The organism is Cryobacterium tepidiphilum, assembly GCF_003716325.1.
Lineage (GTDB): Bacteria > Actinomycetota > Actinomycetes > Actinomycetales > Microbacteriaceae > Cryobacterium > Cryobacterium tepidiphilum.
This window is the reverse complement of the sequence record NZ_RDSR01000016.1, coordinates 1-19,019: the sequence shown is the minus strand read 5'-3', so window position 1 is coordinate 19,019 and position 19,019 is coordinate 1. Positions and strand designations below refer to the sequence as shown.

General features: G+C 62.5%; 19 protein-coding genes. 10 read left to right on the top strand and 9 right to left on the bottom strand.

The genetic code is table 11. From position 1 onward, the window contains the following. The 6 genes from EEJ31_RS09905 to EEJ31_RS09880 all read left to right on the top strand — a co-directional run bounded on the left by EEJ31_RS09905 (window position 1) and on the right by EEJ31_RS09880 (window position 6,358). Complete coding sequence (locus EEJ31_RS09905) at window positions 1-564, top strand: NADH-quinone oxidoreductase subunit J (protein ID WP_123046143.1); 564 nt, start codon at window positions 1-3, stop codon at window positions 562-564. After that, window positions 561-863, top strand: a complete 303-nt coding sequence (gene nuoK, locus EEJ31_RS09900) for an NADH-quinone oxidoreductase subunit NuoK (RefSeq protein ID WP_123046142.1) — start codon at window positions 561-563, stop codon at window positions 861-863. The genes EEJ31_RS09905 and nuoK overlap by 4 nt, the downstream gene beginning before the upstream one ends. After that, complete coding sequence (locus EEJ31_RS09895; protein ID WP_123046141.1) at window positions 860-2,809, top strand: proton-conducting transporter transmembrane domain-containing protein; 1,950 nt, start codon at window positions 860-862, stop codon at window positions 2,807-2,809. Before nuoK ends, EEJ31_RS09895 begins: the two co-directional genes overlap by 4 nt. Before the next feature lie 3 nt (window positions 2,810-2,812). Beyond that, window positions 2,813-4,303, top strand: coding sequence for a complex I subunit 4 family protein (locus EEJ31_RS09890; RefSeq protein WP_123046140.1), 1,491 nt, complete (start codon window positions 2,813-2,815; stop codon window positions 4,301-4,303). Between the two features lie 5 nt (window positions 4,304-4,308). Continuing rightward, window positions 4,309-5,760: an NADH-quinone oxidoreductase subunit N gene (locus EEJ31_RS09885; RefSeq protein ID WP_123046139.1), complete on the top strand. Its 1,452-nt coding sequence runs from the start codon at window positions 4,309-4,311 to the stop codon at window positions 5,758-5,760. 208 nt (window positions 5,761-5,968) lie between these two features. Next, on the top strand, window positions 5,969-6,358 hold the full coding sequence (locus EEJ31_RS09880; RefSeq protein WP_123046193.1) for a four-helix bundle copper-binding protein: 390 nt from the start codon (window positions 5,969-5,971) through the stop codon (window positions 6,356-6,358). 88 nt (window positions 6,359-6,446) lie between these two features. On the opposite strand, the gene EEJ31_RS09875 is transcribed toward EEJ31_RS09880, so the two are convergent. The 9 genes from EEJ31_RS09875 to EEJ31_RS09835 all read right to left on the bottom strand — a co-directional run bounded on the left by EEJ31_RS09875 (window position 6,447) and on the right by EEJ31_RS09835 (window position 13,872). Further along, window positions 6,447-7,190, bottom strand: a complete 744-nt coding sequence (locus tag EEJ31_RS09875) for a cytochrome c biogenesis CcdA family protein (protein WP_123046192.1) — start codon at window positions 7,188-7,190, stop codon at window positions 6,447-6,449. After that, window positions 7,183-8,262: a prolipoprotein diacylglyceryl transferase gene (gene lgt / locus EEJ31_RS09870; RefSeq protein WP_123046138.1), complete on the bottom strand. Its 1,080-nt coding sequence runs from the start codon at window positions 8,260-8,262 to the stop codon at window positions 7,183-7,185. The genes EEJ31_RS09875 and lgt overlap by 8 nt, the downstream gene beginning before the upstream one ends. Window positions 8,263-8,284: 22 nt before the next feature. Then, window positions 8,285-8,899, bottom strand: coding sequence for a TlpA family protein disulfide reductase (locus tag EEJ31_RS09865; protein ID WP_233563842.1), 615 nt, complete (start codon window positions 8,897-8,899; stop codon window positions 8,285-8,287). Then, the gene (locus EEJ31_RS09860) at window positions 8,892-10,148 is read right to left on the bottom strand and encodes a M23 family metallopeptidase (RefSeq protein WP_123046136.1); all 1,257 of its coding nucleotides are present in this window, start codon (window positions 10,146-10,148) and stop codon (window positions 8,892-8,894) included. The genes EEJ31_RS09865 and EEJ31_RS09860 overlap by 8 nt, the downstream gene beginning before the upstream one ends. Window positions 10,149-10,200: 52 nt before the next feature. Then, window positions 10,201-10,863: a M23 family metallopeptidase gene (locus tag EEJ31_RS09855; protein ID WP_233563841.1), complete on the bottom strand. Its 663-nt coding sequence runs from the start codon at window positions 10,861-10,863 to the stop codon at window positions 10,201-10,203. 513 nt (window positions 10,864-11,376) lie between these two features. Then, window positions 11,377-11,811, bottom strand: a complete 435-nt coding sequence (locus EEJ31_RS09850; protein WP_123046134.1) for a hypothetical protein — start codon at window positions 11,809-11,811, stop codon at window positions 11,377-11,379. A 266-nt stretch (window positions 11,812-12,077) separates the two neighbouring features. After that, window positions 12,078-12,560 carry a DUF305 domain-containing protein gene (locus EEJ31_RS09845; RefSeq protein ID WP_233563840.1) on the bottom strand — a complete coding sequence of 161 codons (483 nt, stop codon included), beginning with the start codon at window positions 12,558-12,560 and terminating at the stop codon, window positions 12,078-12,080. Window positions 12,561-12,787: 227 nt separating this feature from the next. Next, complete coding sequence (locus EEJ31_RS09840) at window positions 12,788-13,405, bottom strand: DUF305 domain-containing protein (RefSeq protein WP_123046133.1); 618 nt, start codon at window positions 13,403-13,405, stop codon at window positions 12,788-12,790. A gap of 65 nt (window positions 13,406-13,470) precedes the next feature. After that, entirely contained in the window at window positions 13,471-13,872 is a 402-nt protein-coding gene (locus EEJ31_RS09835) for a DUF6153 family protein (protein ID WP_148040160.1), read from the bottom strand. Between the two features lie 131 nt (window positions 13,873-14,003). Between EEJ31_RS09835 and EEJ31_RS09830 the strand changes: the two genes are divergently transcribed. The 4 genes from EEJ31_RS09830 to EEJ31_RS09820 all read left to right on the top strand — a co-directional run bounded on the left by EEJ31_RS09830 (window position 14,004) and on the right by EEJ31_RS09820 (window position 18,348). Then, window positions 14,004-14,369: an ArsR/SmtB family transcription factor gene (locus EEJ31_RS09830; RefSeq protein ID WP_199727324.1), complete on the top strand. Its 366-nt coding sequence runs from the start codon at window positions 14,004-14,006 to the stop codon at window positions 14,367-14,369. After that, entirely contained in the window at window positions 14,366-15,418 is a 1,053-nt protein-coding gene (locus tag EEJ31_RS09825; RefSeq protein ID WP_123046131.1) for a cation diffusion facilitator family transporter, read from the top strand. Before EEJ31_RS09830 ends, EEJ31_RS09825 begins: the two co-directional genes overlap by 4 nt. Window positions 15,419-15,642: 224 nt before the next feature. After that, window positions 15,643-17,115 (top strand): ApeA N-terminal domain 1-containing protein, encoded by a 1,473-nt coding sequence (locus EEJ31_RS13750; RefSeq protein WP_148040159.1) that lies wholly within the window; start codon window positions 15,643-15,645, stop codon window positions 17,113-17,115. 348 nt (window positions 17,116-17,463) lie between these two features. Then, window positions 17,464-18,348, top strand: coding sequence for a hypothetical protein (locus EEJ31_RS09820; RefSeq protein ID WP_123046130.1), 885 nt, complete (start codon window positions 17,464-17,466; stop codon window positions 18,346-18,348). Window positions 18,349-19,019 lie beyond the last annotated feature (671 nt).

The window sequence follows — 19,019 nt, the reverse complement described above, 5'->3', positions numbered from 1 at the left end:
GTGCTAGCAGTCATCGTCTTTTGCGCACTGGCGGTCGTCGCCATAGCATCCGGAGTCGCCGTCTTCCGCGTCGACTCGATGGCACGCGCGACCTACGCATTGGCCATCTCTTTCGTCGCCGTCGGTGCGATGCTCCTCATGTTCGACCTCGACTACATCGGCGTCATCACCATTCTTATGATGGTGATGGAGATGGCGATCATGGCCATCTACATGATCATGTTCATGGGGATGAACCCTGCGTTGATGCCGATGAGCATGGTGCACAACAACCGGTGGGCGCTGATCCTATCCGCCGGCACGTTCGTTCTCCTCGCCGCCGGTGTGCTGCTGGTTCCGTGGCCAGCACCGGCCGAGTCGCCGACTGGGGATCTGACCGCTTCCCTGGGCGAAACGATCATGGGCTCGAAGATGCTCGTGATGCTCACCGTCAGTCCAATACTCTTCGCCACGATCATCGCCGCTCTCGTGCTCGCCAACCCGCGAGGGCGGTACGACCGTTGGGGGGACGACCTGAAGCGCCGCAGCCCGCACGACCTGCGACGGGGAGGACTGGGCGGATGAGCCTGCAACTTGTGTTGATCGCAGCGGCCGCGCTGTTCTGCGTCGGGCTCTACGGAGCGCTCTCCCAGCAAGTCGTCGTCATGGTCATGATGGGCCTGGAGTTGATGCTGAATGCCGTGATTCTCGCGGTCACAGCCTTCTGGTGGTTCCTGGCTCCCGCACCCGATGGCCAGGTGCTCCTCCTGGTCGTGATCGCCGCGATGACGGTGGAGATGGCGATGGGATTCGCGGTCGCCACCCTCCTCCACCGGTCGCGGGGATCTGACATGACCGACATGGCGACGGACCTCTCCGGATGAGCCCCGACGTGAACCCCAGCGGGTGGGGACAGCTGTTGCTGTGGCTACTGATCGGGTTGCCGGCCATTTCCGGCGTCGCCCTGTGCGTCCTGGGCCGTGCGGCGAATCGGTCGGCTGCAGCGGTTTCGCTCGTCACGGCTGGGCTGACCGCCCTCACGGCTGTGGCCGCGTCCATCGCGCGGCCGGCTGTAGACGTGCCCTTCCTCACCGGTTTCACGTTCGGCCTCGCCGTTGACGCCCTGTCGGCACTGATCGTGCCGACGGTCGCCGTGGTCACCCTCGCCGTGCTGGCCTTTGCGGCCGCAGAGGGAACCCAGGCCCCGGCACGTTTCCACGGCCTGATGCTGATCTTCGCCGCATCCGTTGCCGTCACGGCGACTGCAACGACCCTGCCCACGCTGCTGTTTGCGTGGGAGATCATGGGAGCGCTGTCCTACGCCCTGATCGGGTTCCAGTGGCGCGACGAGTTCCGAGTCTCGGCCGGCTTGACCGCGTTCATCACCACGCGCGTGGGCGACCTGGGCCTCTACGCCGCAGCCGGTGCGGCCCTGGCCGGAGGCACCGGACTCACTTTCGCCGACTTGGCCGATGCGCCGCCCGGCTGGCGGGATGTCGTTGCGGCCGGAATCCTGCTGGCGGCGTTCGGCAAGGCTGCCCAGTTACCCTTCAGCTTCTGGTTGTCGAGGGCGATGGAGGGACCGAGTCCGGTCAGTGCCCTGTTGCACTCTGCGGCAATGGTGGCCATGGGCGGCTACCTTCTGCTCCGATTCGCTCCGTTCTTGCAGGCCACTGGATGGGCGGCCACGACCGCCGCCTGGGTTGGGGCCCTGACCGCGTTGCTGCTCGGCATCGTCGCCGTGGCCCAGCGCGACCTCAAGCAACTCCTGGCGGCGTCCACGGCGGCGCAGCTCGGGTTTATCGTTCTAGCCGCCGGCGTGGGTGCCGTGGCGGGCGGTACTGCACACCTTGTTGCGCACGCGGCGACGAAGTCCCTGCTGTTCCTCGCCGCGGGAGCGTGGCTCACCGCGCTCGGCACTAAACAGCTGCACGGCTTGCGCGGTGTCGCGAGGCGCTGGCCGGTGGTGGGGGTCGCGTTCTCTGCCGGTGCGCTCTCGCTGACCGGTGTCGCACCGCTGTCGCTGTGGGCGACCAAGGATGAAGTGCTCGCCGGCGCCTTGGCCGCGAGCCCGGCGCTGTACGTGGTCGGCCTCGCTGCCACAGCGCTCTCGGCCGCTTATGCAGGCAAGGCGCTAGTGATCGTCTGGAGCCGCCCGCTCCCGACGACCCGAGACGCCTACGACACCGAGCAACAAGGAACGCAGCATGTTGGCCTTTGGGAGCGAATTCCGCTCCTCGTCCTCGCCACCGGCGCCGTCCTCCTGGGCGTCCTCGCCCTGCCACCACTTGGTGACCAAGTGCGACTCGCACTTGGTGCGGTGGGCGAACCGCGCCCCACGGCCCTGGAGCTGGTCGGGTCGGCGGTCCTGGCCGTCGTCGTCGTCGGACTGGTGGCGTGGAAGCGGGTGCCTGAGCCGTCATGGGCGGCGAACTGGCTGGGGCTCGAGCGCGCCGTCTATGCCTCCATCGTTGCTCCTGTGCTGTGGCTGAGCGAACACCTCGCACGGTTCGACGATGCAATCCTGGACCGCGGCATCCACTCTGTTGCCCGGCGTGCCGTACGCGGCGCCCGGCGTTTGGCGCACTTCGACGACGCAGGTCTGGATGCCGCCGTGACAGCGAGCGCGCGAGGCGGGGTGCGCGCAGGCTCGACCGCGGCGGAGGTCGACACCTATGGGGTCGACGTCCTGGTCGAGGCGGTCGGACGCACAGCGCGGCAACTCGGCCGCGCCGCCCGGCACCCGCAGAGCGGGCAGCTCCACCAGTACTACGCGCAGATCACCGTCCTCCTCACCGTCGCCCTTGTCCTCCTATTGGTTGTGAGGTAGCCCGTGCTCAGTCTTGTGATCTTTCTGCCGGTCGTGGCCGCACTGGTTCTCATCGTGCTGCCGGGTCTGTCAGATCGACTGAGCCGTTGGGCGTGGGTGCTGGTCACGCTGGTCGATTTCGCATTGCTCATCGGGATGTGGGCGGCCTACGACGTACCTGCGGCGGGGTTCCTCGCGTATGAGGAACGCCTCGAGTGGATGCCGAGCGTGGGCAGTAGCTATCACGTCGGGGTGGACGGGCTGTCGCTGCCGCTTCTTCTCCTCACCGCCGTCATCTTTCTCGCCTGCGCGGTCTACGCGCTGAAGGAGCGTGAGCGGCCACGTCAGCAGGCAGCGCTGTTCCTGTTCCTCCAGTCGGCCTCACTCGGCGTGTTCGCGGCCCAGGACCTCATCGTCTTCTTCGTCTTCTTCGATCTGTCGATCGTGGGGATGTATTTCATCATCGCCGGCTGGGGGCACGGTAACCCGGCACGCTCTGCCCTGAAGTTCTTCCTCTACACTTTCCTCGGTTCGCTGTCGCTTCTCCTGGGCTTCATCGGGCTCTACGTGGGCGCTGTTCCGCACACGTTCGACATGGTCGAGCTCGCCCGGCACCCCGCGCTTCAGAACGCCCCGGTGGCCGCAGGCTTCGTGCTCGCGGCGATTGTCATCGGTCTGGCGATCAAGACGCCGACCTTTCCTTTCCACACCTGGCTGCCCCCGGCGCACACCGATGCCCCCGCCATCGGCTCCGTCGTGCTGGCCGGCGTACTGCTGAAAATGGGGACCTACGGCTTCGTGCGGATTGCCATGCCGATGCTTCCCGATGCCTGGCGATCCTGGGCCTGGCTCATCGTCATCGTCGGCATCGTCTCGGTGCTCTACGGCGCCCTCGTCGCCCTGGCGCAGACGAATGTCAAACGGATGATCGCATACACCTCCGTCAACCACATGGGATACATCGTTCTTGCCGTCGGCGCCGCTGGAGTGGTCAGTGACAGCTCCGAGCAGGCGCAGCAAGTGGCGATCACCGGCGCCGTCGTGCAGATGGTCAGCCACGGCCTGGTCACCGGCGCGCTCTTCCTCCTCGCCGGCGTGCTGTACGACCGGCGCGAGAGCTACGACCTAAGCGCATTCGGCGGACTCGCGGCTCCTGCCCCGCGGTATGCCGCCTTCTTTGCCGTGGCCGCATTCGCCTCCCTCGGCCTGCCCGGCTTCAGCGGGTTCATTGCCGAGTTCCAGATTTTTGCGGGCAGCATTGGGACGGTGCCATGGAGTCTGCTGGCCCTCCCCGGCATCCTCATCACCGCGGCACTGTTCCTGCGCGCGTCGCAGCGGCTGCTCACCGGCAAGCCCCGGGGCCTCTCGGTCGGCTTCAGTGATCTGAAGCTGAACGAAGTGCTCTCGATCGGCGCGCTTCTGGTCATGTCGGTGATCATCGGGCTGTTCCCGCGATTCCTGCTCGACCTCATCGAGCCCGCCGCGTCGGTCGTCGTCAATCTCGTCGGACGGTAGGCCCCATGGAGCTCGGATCGGACACACTCGCCGTACTACCCGAGATCTGTGTCCTCGGCGGCGCGATCGTGGTGCTTCTCCTCGGGTCGTTCCTGCCCCGCGGTCGCCAAGCGCTGAGCCGCTTGCTCGCCGTTCTGGCCTTGCTCGCGAGTGCGACCGCATCCGCTGTGGGCATGACCGGACCGGCGATGACAGTCTTCGAGGCGAATTACACAGTGGACGCCGCGTCGGGCGTTGCCCGCATTGTCATCTCGCTCGCCACGGTCTTCGTGATCGTGCTCGGCTTTTCGGAGTTGGCCGAGACGCCGCGGGAGAGCGAGACTTACGCCCTGTTGCTGCTCGCATCCCTCGGCGCGATGGTCCTCGCCGGCGCGGGCGACCTGCTCATCCTCATCACCGGATATCTGCTCGCCAGCATCCCCCTCTACGCCTTGATCGGTATGAGCCGCTCGCCCCGCGCTGCGGAGGCCGCCCTCAAGACGTACCTGCTGGGAGCGCTGCTCGGGATCACTCTGCTTGTCGGGGTGACTGTGCTCTACGGCGTCGGTGGCACGACCGCATACGTGCAGCTGGGACGGGCGTTGGCGAGTGCTCCCGCTGCGGCGGTTGCCGCGGGCTTGGTAGGGGTGCTGGCCGGGTTGATGTTCAAAGCCGGTGGAGTTCCGGGCCACTTCTGGGTGCCGGACGCTACGCAGGCAGCGAGTACCCTTGTGGCCGCCTTCCTCACCACCGTTCCGAAGGTCGGGGCCCTCGTGGCGGCTTACCGGCTGGTGGATCTGATTCCGGCGACAACGGATGCCGCGCTCCTGGTTGGAATCCTGGCCACTGCAGGCATGACGCTCGGCAATCTCGCGGCCTTCTGGCAAGATGATGTGCGCCGCCTGCTGGGCTGGTCGACAGTGAGCCAGGTCGGGTATCTGCTCCTCCCCGTTGCGGTCGCAGGGGGCTCCGACCTCGCGTTGCCGTCCCTGCTGCTCTATCTCGCCGGGTACGCCGCCACCAACCTCACCGCCTTCGCAGTCGTGGCCGCATTGCCGCACCACCGTACCCTCGTCGACTACCGAGGTGTGGCACGGATTCACCCGTGGCTCGCGGGTGCCCTTGTCGTGAGCTTGCTCGGCTTAGTCGGCACTCCGCCGACGGCCGTCTTCGTCGGCAAACTCACAACGCTCACTGCCGCCTGGGACGGAGGCTTTGCCTGGCTCGCAGTCATCGCTGTGATCAACAGCGTCGCCAGCCTGTTCTATTATCTGCGTTGGCTGGCGCCAATGTTCGCTCGAACTCCTGCGGTGCCGCGGCCGCAGCCGATGTCCAACGCTGCCGAGGCCGCCGCCCCGTCAATCGACCGACGCCCCTGGGCTGCTTGGTCTGCCATGGCCGGAGCCGTTGCCGTACTCATTCTTGGCGTCCTCGCCGGAGGCCTCCTGTCAATCGTCGGCGCTCCCCTCGCTCATTGACGGGGTTCAGCGCAACCAGTGAACTTGCGGTCTATCGCAATCCGACGAAGTCGGCGTCCGGCTTCCAGTCCACATCGGTGAATACTCTCGTCTCGGTTCAGTAGTGCTGCCAAGACAGGCGGTCTAGCGTGATTGAAGAGCGACGTAGCTCGTCTCGGCGCGCGTTCCCATCTAGCGGAAGGAAAATGCCGTGAACTCCATATCCGAGATGCTCGATTCCTATCCAAAGGACCTCGGTGCCATCGACAAATCGAAGCTCGGCGAATGCATCAAGGCCTGTCTCGAGTGCGGGCAGGCTTGCACGGCTTGCGCAGATGCCTGCCTGAGCGAGGACATGGTGGCAGAACTGACCAAATGCATCCGCACCAACCTCGACTGCGCCGATATCTGCCTGAGCACCGGGAGCGTCCTTTCCCGCCACACCGGCTACGACGCCAATGTCACTCGGGGCGCATTGCAGTCTTGTGCTGCTGTCTGCAAGGCGTGCGCGGATGAATGCGAAACGCACGCCGACATGCACGGCCATTGCCGGGTGTGTGCGCAGTCCTGCCGGCGCTGTGAACAGGCGTGCAACGATCTCATCGCGGCACTGGGCTAGGCGACAACTCCGTTCGAGCTTTCCGCAGGGCCACTACTGGTGGTGTCGGTGCACCGAACCCCGTCTCACCGCTCCGTTAAGGCGTCTCTCAGATCGGCAGGACGAATCCGCCTATGAGCGCTTGAAGTGAGTAGATCCATGTCGTCCAGAAGCCGCTGACCATAAGGAATCCAATCACGATTAGCAGGGTGCCTCCGAAGATGTTGATGGCACGGATGTGCCGTTTCAGGAAGGCGACGGCACTCCCGATCCAGTTGAGCCCAAGGGCGACGAGCAGGAAGGGGACGCCCAAGCCGAGGCAGTAGCTCAGCCCGAGGATCGCTCCCCGCCAAGGCGACGCCGAGTCGAGACTCAGCAGTGAGATGGCGGTGAGCGTGGGGCCGAGGCACGGAGTCCAGCCGATGCCGAAGACGAGACCAAGCAGCGGCGCGCCGGCGAGTCCTCTCGCTGGCAGGAATGAGGGCTTGAGTGTGCGTTGAAACACACTGAACGCGCCGAGGAAGGCGATTCCCATCAGAATGACGAGGACGCCGAGAATGCGGGTGATGGCTTCCTGCCAGCGGATGAGCCACGCCCCAGCGGCCCCGAATGCCGCGCCGTATGCGATGAATACGATAGCGAACCCGAGTACGAACAACCCGACGCCCGCGATGAGCCGTGTGCGGAAGAATCTGGAGTCGGCACTCGCCATACCGCCCACGTACGCGAGGCAGCCGGGTAGAAGCGGCAGTACGCACGGTGACGCGAACGAAACCAAGCCGGCAAGCACCGCGATCGGGATAGCGAAAAGTAGTTGGCCGTTCAAGGCGATCCCGGCAAATATCTCACCCATCGTCGCGGGATCCCTCACCTTGCTGTTCGGCGTTCACTTCGGTTTCTGCCCTGCCGTCATCGCTCCTGAGAGGATGAGCACTGCCGCCATGGGGCCTCCTGTTCTTGACGGGACGGTGCTGATGGACCGCTCTTGTCACCGACAGCGTCACCCGATTCATAGCTGTTGCACCGACGAGATTGGGGGCGGTTCCTGGCCTATCCTGGCCGACCCCGACATCGGAAGGTGAGCGGTCCGTGCGGGAATACGGGCTCAATTCCGGCTCACGATGGCGTCGCCATTGCACGAGGATCAGAGCGAATCCGATGAGTGCGGCCGCGAGGGCGGTCACCATGTTGACCTTCAGTCCCGCCAGCTGTAACTCAGTGGGATCGAGTCGAAGTGCTTCCAACCAGGCCCGTCCGAACCCATACCAGACGAGATACAGCCCCAACGTCCGGCCCCAGCGGAGATCGAATTGCCGCTCGGCCAGGATGATGACGATGACTCCGAGGAGATTCCAAAGCATCTCGTAGAGGAACAGGGGTTGGAACAGAGTGTCCGATGGGAGGCCGACGGGGAAGGCAGCATTCCTGGACTCGATCTGGAGTCCCCACGGCAGGCTGGTGGGAGCGCCGTAAAGCTCGTGATTGAGATAGTTCCCCAGCCGACCCATCGCTTGCGCGATAAGCATGCCGGGAGCGAGCGCGTCAGCGAAGGACAAGAAACGAAGTCCTACGCGATGGCAGGCAACGTAGGCGCCTGCCGCACCGAAAAGCACAGCGCCGAAAATCGCCAGCCCTCCCTCCCAAAGGTACAGAGTGCGCCACAGGTCGGCCCCGGCGTAGAAGTAGTCGCTCGGATGGGTGATCACATGGTAGAGCCGGCCGCCCACGATCCCCCACGGCACGACCCAGAGGGCTATGTAGTGGACAAGTCCCGTCTGCCCCCCGCGTGATGAGAGGCGCCGCGAGGTGAGCCACGCTGCCGCCAGAATGCCAGAAAGGATGAACAACGAGTAGAAGTGAACGCGAAATGGGCCCAGGTCGATATAGCTCAAAGCTGGGCTGTGAACGGCGGTGAAAGTCACCATGGTGTTCTGCCTTCTGCGGGGTTCACTGTTGCGGCTGCTCCTCAAGAGCAGTGCGGATCAGAGAGTCGAGGACGCTCGGAGCGGGAATGCGACCGAGGATTCTGGACGCAATACGGCCTTGCCTGTCCAGGACGAGGGTCGTGGGGACCGCGTTCGGCGCCACCGATCCGCTGAATGCGAGTTGAACCGCGCCGGTGTTGACGTCGATGACGCTCGGGTAGGTGACGCCGTAGGACTGTGAGAACGCTTTGGCCGTTCCGACTTGGTCGCGGATGTTGACCCCAAGGAATTGCACGTTCTCGGCCTGATACTTCTCCCAGAGGGCCTGGAGGTCGGGAGCCTCGGCGCGGCAGGGGGCGCATCCTGCATACCAGAAGTTCAACACCATGACGTCGCCCGCGAAGTCCAACGAACGCACGTCCTCTCCGCTCTCGACCGTCGCTGAGAACTCGACGGTGGCACTTCGGTCGCCGGGCGCGATCTCCGTCACGGTTCCGTCGCCGGCGATATAGTTCTTGCCGCTACCGGCCCGGTACTGTTCGGCGAGCGGATCGGGCGCACACGCAGTGAACAGCATTACCACTGAGAGGATCCCCGCAATAGCGTTCACTTGCCGGAACCGCTTCCCGCTAGCCAAGAGTCACTCCGCGTGCGCTCATGAAGGGCTGGGGATCGATCCGGGCACCGTTGACACGAACCTCGAAATGGGAATGGCAGCCCGAGGATGCTCCCGTCGTGCCGACCAGCGCAATTGTCTCTCCAGCCGAAACATGCTCGCCCTCTTCCACGAGGATGGTGCTGTTGTGGGCATACCCTGTTTGCACTCCGTCGCCGTGCTCGATCAGTACCCAGTTTCCATAGGTTCCCAGCCAACCCGCATAGACGACGGTGCCGGAAGTGGCGGCAGAGACAGGTTGACCGCATCCCGCAGCGATGTCGGTACCGGAATGGAAGTCGCTCACCCCAGGAACTGGCTTTCCGGGGCGCGGGCCGTAGCGGTCACTGATCCACCCGTGAGCGGGTAGGGTCCAGCCCTGGCTGCTGAGCTGCCCCGAGTCCGCTTCGGCCTCTCCGGAACCGCCCTGTGTCGCCGCCGATTCAGCGGCAGCGGCAGCTTTGGCGGCGGCGGCCTCAGCAGCCTTGGCCGCGGCAGCTTCAGCCGCGGCAGCTTCAGCCGCTCGCCGGGCTTCCTCCCCCTTGTTGAAGTCCGCTTCGGTGGCTTGCCGGTCTTCTTGAAGCACCTCAAGCTGAGCAGCAAGGGTGACGGCGTTATCCTGCTGCTCATCGAGTTTGATCTGCAGGGCGTTATTGGCGGCAATCGCTTCGTTCAGGGTCGCTTCGGCCTTCGCTGAGAGACCCGCCAGAATGCTCGAGGCGACACGTGCCTGCGCGGTCAGCGACGCCGCGGCATTCTTATCGTTCTCGGCCTTCTTGTAGATGATGCTTGAGCGCTCGGCAAGTTTGCTCATCGCCCCCAGCCGGTACAACAGTTCATCAGCCTGGTCGCTGTTGAGTAACAGGGTGGCGCTGAGATTCACTCCCCCGACGCGCGACAGTGACGATGCGAGACGTCCAGCCTGTCTTTTGGATCGTTCTGAGGTTTGATTCGTTTCATCCGCTTGGGCCTGCAACTGCTCAGCGCGGTAATTTGCCTCGTCGAACGCGCCTTGTGCAGCCTCGTATTCGCTGCTGCGCCGCGCTTGGACTGTCTTTGCAGCTTCAACTTCAGCTGTCAAAGTGGAGATCATCGTCGTCAGCTGGCTGATCTGCGCCTGCTTTGTGGCCTCGTCAGCACGCGCCTTCTCCACATCCGACCAGGACGGGTACTCGGTGGCCAAGGCGGGTGATGGGATTCCGGCGATGGTGATGAGTAGGAGAGCGGCCACGATCCCAGCGCCTTTCAACGCCGGCGTGGCCGTCCTTCCCCTGCTCGCTGCCCTAGCCAAGACTGACCCCGCGTTCGTTCATGAAGGCTTGTGGATCGACTTGCGTTCCGCCGGTGCGCACTTCGAAATGGAGGTGGCATCCGCTCGAAGCGCCCGTACTCCCCACCTCCGCAATGACGTCGCCTGCTGTGACGGTTTGGCCTTCGCCCACCAGGATTGAACTGTTGTGGGCATAGCCGGTTTGGATGCCGTCGCCGTTGTCGATGAGGATCCAGTTTCCATAGGTTCCGTTCCAGCCTGCGGAAGCGACGGTGCCCCCTGCTGCAGCGGACACAGGCTGACCGCAAGCAGCTGCGATGTCGGTTCCCTCATGGAAGTCGCCAACCCCGGGAACCGGCTTATCTGGGCGAGGGCCGAAGGGGTCACTTATTGGTCCAGCGACGGGAAGGAGCCAGCCCTCTCCGCCGCGCGCGGCTGTCAGTGGGGCCGCTGAGTATCCAGCCACGTCGGAAGGCGCAGAAATCACTTTCGGTGCTTCCTTCACGGTGAAGCCGTCTCGCTCGACTGGAGTAGCCGTTGCATCGGCGCCGACGGCGAGGGACTGCGCGGGCGCCGAGCCACCTCCCTCTTCGGCAACTGTCGCGAAGCCTACTGACTGGGTCAGGGCGAGAGCGGGGATCGAGGTCGTGACCGCCATCCCGCCGACGGCGACCATCGCTCCGACTACTGCGAGTCGGTTCCGGAGTGAAGTGCCGAGTGGTCTCGGTTTGCGCAGCGCTGGTGTGGCGTGCGCCGGAGGCCACGGCGCGTCGGCCCGTCGGGCATTCCTGCGTTCCGATTCGCGCAGTGAGCGGCGCGTTGGCATGTGGCCGGGATAGTCGTGTGAGTGAAGTCCTGACGCGGGGCGCCTCTTCCTGCTACCGGTCGGTGGTATTGAGGTTTGGAGCATTGATGTTCCTCGATAAGCAAACAAAATGTGAGGTTAGAGAAGATCGCCTGAAGGGCATGGTCGCTCGGGAGCTAGTCGAGTGAGCAACCGAACGCTCAGCGAGATAGGAATGCCAAGCTCGACGCCGAGGTCCTCTGAGGGGACACGCTCAGAGTTGCGCGAAGTGGCACCGGCTATTCGGCCGATTGGCTATCGATCCGGTCACTGCCTTGTCGTCATTCGCTGCACGTCGGCGGCGCGGAGAGTCGGGACCGGTGGTTGGGCCCTAAACGAGTGAAATCAGGTACGACTGATTGAGAGTTGGGTGAGCGACGGCAAATAGACGTGGTTCTTGGCCGCAGAGAGAAGTTGCATCGCTATCGGGGCAAGGCGGTAGCAGTAGGTACTGGCAGGGAGCCGTGCCAACCCTGCCGCTCCGAGGAGAACGACGAGCAGCATGCAGGTCATGGCTATCAAGGCACAGCCGAGTTCGCATCCGCCTTCGTCGCACACCGAGAGGGGCAGAGTGGCTGCCTGTCCGAACGTTGCTTCCGGCGCTGCAACCGAGTGATGGGCACTCGCGTCAGCAGTGGCCGCCACGGTGCTGACCACTGCCTCGTCTTGGTGCGGGCCGGCAAGTGTGTGCAGGGCGAGGAAACCCATCAAGACTGAGCCGATCGCGAGCGCGACAATCAGGACGCGTCGGAAGCTGACGTTCGTCGTTTGCGTCTGCATACTCTTGCCGCCTCCGTTCTTGACTGTCCACGCGGGCCAAAACATACCCCCCTAGCGTACACGCGCTGCCGGCCGGGCACTGGGAAGTCGATGAGTGAGGCGACGCGCTGCAGGGCTTCTGCCGACGCATGCAGATGCGAACACCGGTGCGCGGACTTCCTCAACCCGGTAAGAGCAACGTCGGCGTGCGACGGAAACGCTGTTTCCGCCGTTTCAAGCGTGACGGGTCAGGAGGCGCATCCGCTGAACCGGGAGGACTGAATGCTTCAGTACCGCTTGAGAATGTCCTTCATCTGGTTGATCTCGCGCTGTTGCGACTTCACGATCTCCTGGCAGAGCGAAACGATTTCCGGGTCGGTGATGTTCGACTCCTGGCACACCAAGATGGCGCGGGAGTGATGCGGGATCATCGACTTCAGGAATGCCTCGTTGCCAACCAGTGTCTCGGTCCGAGCGAGATAGAAGGAGCCGCCGAACAGCAGCGCGAAGATGACGAGAAGGGCGACACTGAGCTTCTTGTTCTTGAACATGCGCCACATCACCGCGATCATGATGATGGCCATGGAGAACACCATCAGGAGTGCCATGTAGGTATTGCTGAGGTTCAGGTAGAAGTCGCCCAGCGTATTGACCTGCACCAGCGACAGGAAGTCCATGGCAATGAAACTGATCGCAAGCGCCACGATGAGCAACACGTACATGCGGTCGGACTTCTTCGAGGCGACGTCCTGTTGCTTCTGATTGGTCACGATGCGCCCCCGCAGGTCGAGGGGTGAACGTTCTGGATTCCTTCGATGACTTTCATGGATTTTCTCCTTGTGGTCGAACCGCGGTCGCAGCCTCAGGTCAAAGCTAGGCTGGGAGTCAGCTAGCGCCAAGGGCGGACGCGGCCAGGGTATAGAGGTTCGTGCGAGAGGGCCGCCGCGTCGAGGCGGTGGATGACGCGGCGACCCTGCCGGTGAGTGCGGAGCGCCGGTTAGAGGTTCTTGAGCCGCGCGCTCATGTCGGCGATCTCTGCCTTCTGGTCCTTGACGATATTCTTGGCAAGGGTGATGGCGTCGGGGTTCTCACCGTTGGCGACTTCCGTCTCGGCCATTTCGACGGCACCCTGGTGATGCTGGATCATCTGCTCAAGGAACAGCCGGGTTGCGTCAACGCCGTCGGCTGCTTCGAGGGCTGCCATGTCGCCTTCGGACATCATGCCGTCGCCGGTTCCGTGGTCCATTCCCGCCATGGCGGTCGGGGCGCCCCATGCGGTGAGCCAGCCGTTCAAGGTTTCGATCTCCGGCGTCTGGGCCGCTTTGATGTCCTGTGCGAGTGAGCGGATCTCGCTGTCGATCCCATCCTTTGCCAGGATCATGTCAGCCATCTCGACCGCTTGCTTATGATGGGGCAGCATGCCCATCGCGAAAGTGACATCGGCGTCATTGTGCGGACTGCCCTGGGCGGTGGGTGCGGCGGTGGCGGTGCTACCGCTCCCGCCGTGTTCCATCCCGGACATGGTTCCGGAATTGTCGTTCGTCGAGCAGCCGGTAAGGGCGACGGCGACGGCTACGAATGCCGTTGTGGCGAGGGTGAAGCGTGTTTTGAACATAGGTGTTCTCCAGTCGTGAAGCGAGTGATTTCATTGCGAGAGTCCCCCGATAGGGGCCGGCGAAATCAGGTACGACTGATAGAGAGGGCGTGCAGGTCGGGCGGCGTGGGCATCGGCTGTGCGGCGAACGCGATCGTTCGGGCAGCAGCCGGCCACACTCGCCGCGATGACAGCCATGCACGTACGCCAGTTGCGGCGGACAGCAGGAGCGTGGTCACGAGAAGGGCGAGCACACACGCCATCGCCATATCGGCATCCGACCCACAGGTGCCGAAACACTGCGCGATGACGGGCCCAGCATCGCCGGCCCCGGCCAACTTCGCATCGTGCGTTACGCCGGCATGAGCAGGAGCGGATACCGCTACTGAATGCCCGTGCCCGCCTATGGACGATGTAAACGTGTGCATAGCGAGGAGGCCGATGATGAGTGCTGCCACCAAAGACAACAGAAGCAGCACAGTGCGCACGGCGGGCCGCCTCACGCTCATAGCTCTTGCCTGCCGCATGCTCGTCGCACCTCCCTCGGCCTTAACGATATCCCCGCAGTCTGAGGGCCGCCTATGTTCGCATCGGCCCTGAAGTATGAAAGAATCTGCGCATGGACGCAGATTCTCCGATGTGTGGACGGGAACCAGACAGCCAGTTCGTGGAGCTCGCAGTCGAAGTCTTCTCGATGCTGGCCGATGCGACAAGGGTGCGGATCATTCTGGCCCTGCGCGATGATGAACTCTCTGTCAACCATCTCGCAGACATCGTTGACAAGACTCCTGCGGCCGTGTCACAACACCTGGCAAAGCTGCGGCTTGGCCGAATTGTGGCCTCCCGACAACAGGGCAACCGCGTGTTCTACCGGCTGGAAAATGAACACGCACGTCGGCTCGTTTCCGACGCCATCTTCCAAGCTGAGCACTCGCTCGAAGCCCAGCCACGTCATCATCATCCCCAGCGGGAGGCAGACCAATGACAGGACATGAGCACGAGCACGAGCATGAGCACGAGCACGAGCATGAGCATGAGCACAGTCATGACTCCCATGGACATTCTCACCCAACCGGGATCAAGGGCATATTGCACGGCCTGTTCGTGCCACATAGCCACGATGCAGCCGACTCTATCGACGATGCACTAGAAGCCAGTGCACAGGGTGTCCGCGCGCTGAAGATCAGCTTGTTCCTTCTACTGGGCACCACCATCCTGCAGTTCGCGGTTGTGTTCATCAGTGGATCTGTGGCACTGCTCGCGGACACCATCCACAACTTTTCGGATGCGCTTACGGCCGTACCCCTGTGGGTCGCCTTTATACTGGGTCGCCGAGCCGCAACCCGCCGTTACACCTACGGCTTCGGTCGGGCTGAAGATCTCGCCGGCCTGTTCATCATCGCCGTCGTCGCAGCCTCTGCCGTCGTCGCTGCGTGGCAGTCGGTCGAACGATTCTTCAATCCACAGCCGCTGCAAAACCTCTGGTGGGTTGCCGCCGCCGGCGTCATCGGCTTCGTGGGGAACGAAGCAGTCGCGATCTATCGCATTCGTGTCGGACAAAAGATCGGCTCCGCTGCCCTCGTCGCGGACGGTGTGCATGCACGCATAGACGGGTTTACTTCCCTCGCCGTGGTGCTCGGCGCGTTCGGTGTCCTGCTCGGCTTCCCTCTCGCTGACCCCTTTGTCGGGCTGCTCATCTCGGCGGCGATCATCATCCTGCTCTGGGGCACGGTCCGCAGTATCGGCCGTCGGCTCATGGACGGCATCGAGCCCGAGCTCGTGGATCGCGCGCGCTCAGCTCTTGAGCGGGCTCCAGGCGTACTGTCGGCGCCGCAGGTGCAGCTGCGGTGGGTGGGCCACCGACTCCAGGGAACCGCCACAATAGTTCTGGCAAACACCTCATTGTCAGAAGCGGAACGAGTGGCTCACCAAGCGCTGCACTTGCTGTCTCACGAATTGCCAAACGTCGATGACATGAACGTCCGCGTCGCAACTAGCCCGGAATTTCTAGCGCCACAGCCGCACTCCCACTGAGTTTGATTATCTAGGACGCAATCTACATCCTTATAACGCCGCTGGTTTTGTAGTCTCGCAACCTTCGGATCGTAAACCGCCAACGCGCGCCACAGAAGCCGAGGCGGAACGGGATGATCGGGAGCGCAGGTACGGACAGCGGTGTTTGGGGTCGACGGGGGCTGCTCCCGGACTGGTGCAACCTTCACGAAAGGCTGAAGGAGTGACAAGGGGACGAGTAACAATTGAGCATCGACAAATTCGAACCAGGAAAGTCGTATTCCGGCGTCCTACTGACTTACCATGACGGGAGCCAGCACAAATTCCCGGCGACGCTTCGCTTCGACGATGAACTAGGGGTCGAGATTGAAGTCAGCGACGGATCCAGCTCCGATAGCTCGATCTTTGCCGAGAATCGAAACCATCCGTCCGTATGGTTTCGCAACAGCAAGCATATTCCCGAGCAGTGCATCTTCGAGTCCCTTGCGGGCAGCATCACTCTGTCCAAGATTCGGAACACGTATCGGTCGGAGAACTTTCGAGTGACGGGCGCGCGGTTCGTCGCGGACGAGGCCGTGCTCGTGGCGACTCGGGCTGCGATCAACGAACCTGCGCTCTTCGATGAGCTGGTTAGTCACATCGACGGGCTTCCCGAATTGTGGAATGCCCGAAACGTCGTGGTGAATCGTCACTACACCGACAACGGACTTGCCCGACGCATTGAGATCACGACGCGTGAGGATATCCCGCCGATTGAGTGGGTGCAGAACGGGGCGGATATGCGCATTGAACTGAGCTGGCGCTCGTCGACCAGTGACAGCAACCGCTCATGGACCCTTTCACAGCTCACTCAGCTCGTTAGTCAGTTCTCAGAACCGCGCCCAGCGGATGACCACCTCGATGAACACTGGAAGATCAAGAGCCTTCTAACGCTTCTTTTTGGCAGACCCGTGGCATATCGCGAACACGCAGTGAGCAGTCACGATGCGTATTTCGATGAGCTGCCCACACTGCACGCGGGCGAACGAAAGCGCTTCTACCCTCGGCATCCGTTCGTAACGCGCCGCACTGTCCGGGAGTTCTCCGCGCCACTACCGAAACAGAACGACTTCAACGACGCAATCTTCTGGTTGAACGAAGTGGGTGCAGCCGGTTTGCAACGATGGGGAGAAGCTTGGGACGCCAATTGGGAACGTCTGATCTCTCCAACAGTGTCAGCACTTAGTCGCCCTCGTCCGTATGTCGAAGACATAATTCTTGCAGCGGGCATATTTCTCGATGCATGGGGCAAACAAGCGCTGAAGGTAGACGGCGAGCGGGAAACTTACTCCAAAACGCAGAGATCGTCTCCGACATTCGCGACGTACGTCTATCGAGCCCTTTCGGTCTGCGAGGCGGATTGGACAGGAGTGACACTTTCGACCGCTGGCCTAGCAAATGCGATTCGTGCAATCTACACCGGGGTCAAGCATGCTGAAAAGCGCCAACCGGACCCCACACAAATGATCCTCATAAGCGACGTAATGTTGCTAATCGTCCGGATGATCGCTGCTCGAAAGGTCGACAACGACGGAGCCTTCGTGAAGCGTTTCGGCTACGACTGGTCGATGAAGAAGGAGCTGCAAGGGTTCAAGAACCTCGATTTCATCATCGATGAGGGCGGCAACTTCGTCTCTAGTGCGGCAGCCGGCACGAACATTGTCGTTCCCGACACCTGATAGCGGACATGCGAAACTGATCAAAGGAGCAGGATGCCGCCCACTGATAACCAGTTGAACTGCCCGCTGGTGGCCATGAAATCTGCGCTTCACGGTCACCTGGCGCTCGAGCGCATTGTCGCTACTTTTCGCTGACGCTACCATCTTGTCCGTGCACAACCTCGTGCGCCTGTGGCACCGACAGAAGATTCATGCTGTTGAGGCAGATACGCGCTTGGACTACTGCCAGCGGCCAATGAGCGATTGCCTACGTCGGTATCCTCAGGTGTGCGCAACAGGAAAACCGAACAGACCCGACGACGTGCTCCCCTCTGGCTTGTGCCGGCATTCCTTATTGCTATTGGAATCGTGTTCGCGACCATCTCGTGGCTGCTCAGAGATATCGAACCATGGTGGAGCTCCGCTCTCATTAACGCCGGCGTGGTCGTCCTTCTGCTTGTCCCCGGCGACTTAGCGCTCCGAGGCGTGCGACAGGGGATCCACGATGTCGACGAGACGGCGCAGTTGGCCAAAGCCGCAGCTGACTCTGCCGTGCTTACTGCCAATCGCACCGAACAGTCGCTTGATGATGTGCGGGAGCAATTGATTGCCCAACAGCGAGACGAGCACGATGCTGAAGTTGACGTGTATCGAAGTATGGTGACCGATCCGTCAAGAGCATCCTTGCTCCGCGCGCTACAGAAGGCGACCGACGATCAGCTGGTCACTGCGAACGGTGTGCGCTCTCCCGTCTGGGAAACCGATCTTCACTATAGGTATGTGATCGGCGCGTGGAACGGGGAGAAGACGTTAGAGGTCCGTCTGGAAGCGGACGACGGTGAAGTGTTATCTACGCATATATGGGAAGTTCCCGAATCCGCTGCTGAGTTCTATCAGCGGTTAGTTGGCGCGGTACGAGCTGAGGGACAGGATCTTGGGCTCGGGCTCAACGACCCTACGCATTCTGTCGCTCAATTGTCGGAGATGCTCGTAGAAGTCATGGGCCTTCGTGCGCAGGTGCTGGCTGGACATCGACAGGCTCTGCGGTTGATTATCGAGCGCGTGGACGGCTGGTACTTCACGGAGACGCACGTCTTGCCCGCGTCCAATCTCAAATACACGATCGACGTTCAACGCCTGAGCCAACCGCATTGGGAGGAGCACCTTAGACGTAAGGGCTGGTACGAAGCGGCCATACAGATCCCATTCGCCAGACGGCTTTACGGCGTTGAACCGGCCCCGAAGGGGCCATAGCTCAAGGGCATGTTTGGCCTGGGTTGCGGGTCCCCGACAGCGACAGCGGTCTTTCAGCCGACGCGGTTATGCCGGAGTTGCAGAGCCGGCGTGGTCACACTGTTCATGGATCTGGGGATTTCGGAGCGGAGGATCGATACGGCGCCGGTCGCCCAGTCGCGGAACCTAACAGACCTGTCCGAGCCTTCGACTGTGCACGCTGGGCTTCACAGTGCTTGTGCGGGCGACGTGCATGCTGCGAGCATTTTTGAGGCCTCTGGAATTTTGGAAGTTATTCGCCGGAACGACTTTCTGTTACCACCCCCTGGGGGTGACGCTCACCGGGCCTTTTGCAATTCTCCGAATCACCCACAGTGGGTAGTTCGGAGAATTCCGGGCTTTCGTTCGGAAAATAGGTCGCAGCAGCTGGTTCGTCGGTTGGGCGGCCATTTTTCATGCCAGGGGTGGACTTACTTGGCGGGCGATTGGACCGCGGAGCATGGCGTTAACGCAAGAATGGCGTGCCTGAATGATTTCAGGCACGCCAATGTTGTCGGTGTTGCGGGTATGCGGGGGTGTTGGGTGTCGGCGACCGGTTAGCCGGGCGGCTGCGAACCGTCCTCCAGTCCGACGGCTGGTCCGTCGCTTTGCCAGAACGTGCTCGGAATATCGCGGTTCTTCGGGGTCACGCG